The sequence below is a fragment of the Bartonella sp. AP258QHHD genome (assembly GCF_042196145.1).
GTDB lineage: Bacteria > Pseudomonadota > Alphaproteobacteria > Rhizobiales > Rhizobiaceae > Bartonella.
Window position 1 is genome coordinate 1 of sequence record NZ_JBHIPR010000012.1, and the last position, 3,360, is coordinate 3,360.

Annotated in this window: 2 protein-coding genes and 2 pseudogenes; all 4 read right to left on the minus strand. The window is 42.2% G+C overall.

Annotated elements, in window-relative coordinates:
- Nucleotides 1-265, minus strand: a pseudogene (locus ACFIMM_RS00980) (hypothetical protein); the annotation flags it as partial.
- Nucleotides 262-2,212, minus strand: a pseudogene (locus ACFIMM_RS00985) (hemagglutinin repeat-containing protein); the annotation flags it as partial. The pseudogenes ACFIMM_RS00985 and ACFIMM_RS00980, both read right to left, overlap by 4 nt.
- Before the next feature lie 82 nt (nucleotides 2,213-2,294).
- Nucleotides 2,295-2,771, minus strand: coding sequence for a hypothetical protein (locus ACFIMM_RS00990; protein ID WP_375616816.1), 477 nt, complete (start codon nucleotides 2,769-2,771; stop codon nucleotides 2,295-2,297).
- 177 nt (nucleotides 2,772-2,948) lie between these two features.
- A complete protein-coding gene (locus tag ACFIMM_RS00995; RefSeq protein WP_375674252.1) occupies nucleotides 2,949-3,353 on the minus strand; it encodes a hypothetical protein in 405 nt (134 codons plus the stop codon).
- Between the last annotated feature and the right edge of the window lie 7 nt (nucleotides 3,354-3,360).

Sequence of the window (3,360 nt, forward strand, 5' to 3'; positions counted from 1 at the left end):
CATCTTTATAGCGGAAACCTGATTGAACCATACAAGCATGAATTGTTGCTATTGCATTGTTGCTTAAATTTCTGTTTTCTGAATCAGGATCGATAAGACTCGGCATTCCACATTCTAATAAGGCTTTTCCTACCTCAGTAGAATCCGCACCTGACTTCTCCCACATACTCACGTATCCTGGAGCAGGTTTGTCAATGTTTTCAATGTCACATCCAGTAACCGTTAACAAAATGAGCAGGCTTAATAAATTAAACAACATTTTCATTTTTTGTTCCCTGTTCTCGTTGAATAAAGTTTGTTAAAACCAAATGAACCGTAATTCCATCTACACGCATCACTCGCATCAGCATAACAATTATGGGGGCTCGGGTTAAGGCCCAAGACCGCTCTCCCCATCTCTCTGAGAGGATTAGTTGCTATAGTAAATAAACTGTTTGCTGCAAATATCATCATATAAAAAGGATTTTTTATACCTTTCTCCAAAAGTGAAAAATCTAGATTTAAAGGTGCCTTATAAGCCGTAGGCCAATTGTAACCAATCACTGTACTAATGGGGTCTAACATATGACCTTGTATGTAGATATAATTTTTTTCGCCATCGCTTAGATAATCTACTGTATTGGCCATCGATTGCATGTGAGCAGCCGCTCCAACAAGATAGAAGTCTGTTTTCTTGGCTACACTGTGGATACCATGTTCTTGCAAGTCATTTGCTCCATTGCGTATTGTTAAGGTACCCCGGCTATGCCCACTAACAATAGCATTGTCATTGCCATAACGATAGATAAAATCTTGGAACTTCTTGGTCGAATTACTCAATCCCCAAGTGCTACCCTCCCAAAACTTTTGATAATATGCTACCCCTAATTCTACCAGCACATCATCAGCTTGGGGAAAGTATGTAAAATAAAGGGGACCATTTTTATTAACAGCCAATTGGACAGCATTACCCGCAGCATCATCTGGTGAATTAAAAATGCCATTGTAGAACATATAAACAGCACCATTAGGGCCTTTTTGTAAATGCTTTTCTTTCTCTGGCTTTAAAAAGTGATACAGAGTGATATATTTTCCATCACTGCCTTTTATAGGTTTTCCATTTTCATCGGTTAAATAGAGGACATTGCCATTTTCATCATGCGCAACCTCACCCACTGGATGGTCAACATAAAATGCCATTTTACGAACCCCATCCCATATATCAAACCATTCATCTACCCATTTATTTCTCATACCTAAACGATTACGCAATATATCCTCAAGCGGTGCGACATCTAGCTGTCCTACTGCCTGGTGTGCTGCTGCGGTGTTGCGGTTGAGAGAGCCAATGATTTGTCCAGCATCTTGCCCCATCGCCCTCTGTCCAGTTGTATCAGTAAGGATGATAGTCCCATCGCTGATAGCAGATTTGGTTTCCCCTTCTGCTGCATCCTTGGCTTTGCCGTGATTTAAAACATTCTTGGCAATGTTTTTTATCGTGTCATTCCCAGAAATGCTAAACCCATGGCTGCTGGCTTTAGCATGCGCACTGTTGCTGATATCACTGGTGCTAATGCTTCCTGTGGTCAGGCTGTTTTTATCTGCCGGCGCGGTGCTGGCAATGATGCCTCCGGTCAGCGTTGTTTTGTCTTTAACTATGATATTAAAGCCGCCATCACCCGCTTTGATGCCTGATTGCTCCACAACACTATGATAATCGCTGGAGGATTTATCCTTTTGGAAAGAGGCGCTCATGGCCCCCCCACCACCCGTTTGTCCAGCACCAAACCCAACAGAAACAGAGTTTTGCTTACTGGAAGTTTGTCCCGTATCACTGCGGCTGGTAATGGAAAAATCACCCCCTACTTCCATTTCTACACGCTCTCCAGAAACCACGGCGCCTGCCAATGTGGTAGTTTGCCCCACTCGTGGTATGAACAGTGCCGGTGCCTATAATATGGCTGTTTTTGTGTTGAACTTCCTCACTGGAACCTTCCCCTTGACTAAAAGCAGCACTGCCCGTTGCCCCTGCGCCACCCGTGCCATAACCGGTGCCAACACTCATTGAAGCACTTTCACTGCTGTTTTGTGTGCTTTGCGTGTTTTGTGCACTTTCAAAGATGATATCTTTACCTGCTTCCATGGTGATCTTTCCGCTCTGTGCATCATTTTCCAGCACATAGATTGGATTGGTACCAGCGATAATATCAGCGCCAACACCATGAATGCTGCCTTATTTAAAGTGCCACCCGCTTGAATAAAGAAGGAGACGGCTTTGATCCCCTACTTCATTCGTGATTTTATCCAACGACCTTTTAACGATGGGGAGGACGCTTTGGTGATCGCTTTTGTAAAGCTTTTTGCTTTTGCTGACGTTTTCTTTCATCCTCAAAATGCGTTAGTAAAGCCCGTTCCTGTTTCGTTTTGTTGGTCACACCAAAGGTGTCATTGTCCATAAATTGCTGATATCCTGCTATCATTAAATTGCTTAGGAATGAGCCACTTTTGGGAGGTTGTGTAAAATAGATCCCTTTTGAATCTTGCAGTTTATATCGGAAACCTGCTTTTTTCATGCACTCATAAACTGAGGCAAATTCACTCGCATACGAATTCATATCACTAGAAGAAGCATAAACCGGTTTCCAACCACATTTTGATAAGGATTGTTGGATCATCGCTTTATCGACACCTGGTTTTTCCCATAATGCTAAAGTTGATGGAGGAGGTTGGTTAACACATCCAGCTGTATTTAAGAGAGCTATGCAACTCAATAGTTTTAAGATTTTCTTCATTCTTCCCCTCTTTCAATGGATTTATTTACTATAAAACAGCTCGGAGGCTTGTTGATATTTTCTGTCATCGCTGCTTAAAACAACGGTGAACAATATTGAGATGATTGGTTGAGAAAACAATCCCGCCGTTCCAAGTGAAGGCAAGGATGGCGGATTGTTGATCATCACTAGCAAGACTTAAGGTTTGCATTCAGGTGCATTTTTATATTTTTTACAATAAGGGCTGTTTAAGCGCTTCTTGACACTGGGCCTCGGGATCACAGCACCTGGACGACAAATGGGAAGGTTTTCGGCTTTATGATTCTCACACCAAGTCCCTCCCCCCACTTTATCACGAAAACCTGATTGAACCATACAGGCATCAATAGTTGCCCATGCATTGTAGCTGAGTTTTCTGTTTTCTGGATCGACATCATCAGGGGTTGGCATACCACATTCTAACAAGGCTTTTCCTACCTCTGTAAAATCAGTAACACCATTTTTCTCCCACGTAGCCACCTCTCCTGGAGGAGGTTTATCGATATTACATCCAGTTATAATTAACAAAGTTACAGTGCTTAATAATTTTAGAGTTTGTTTCATTTTTTAC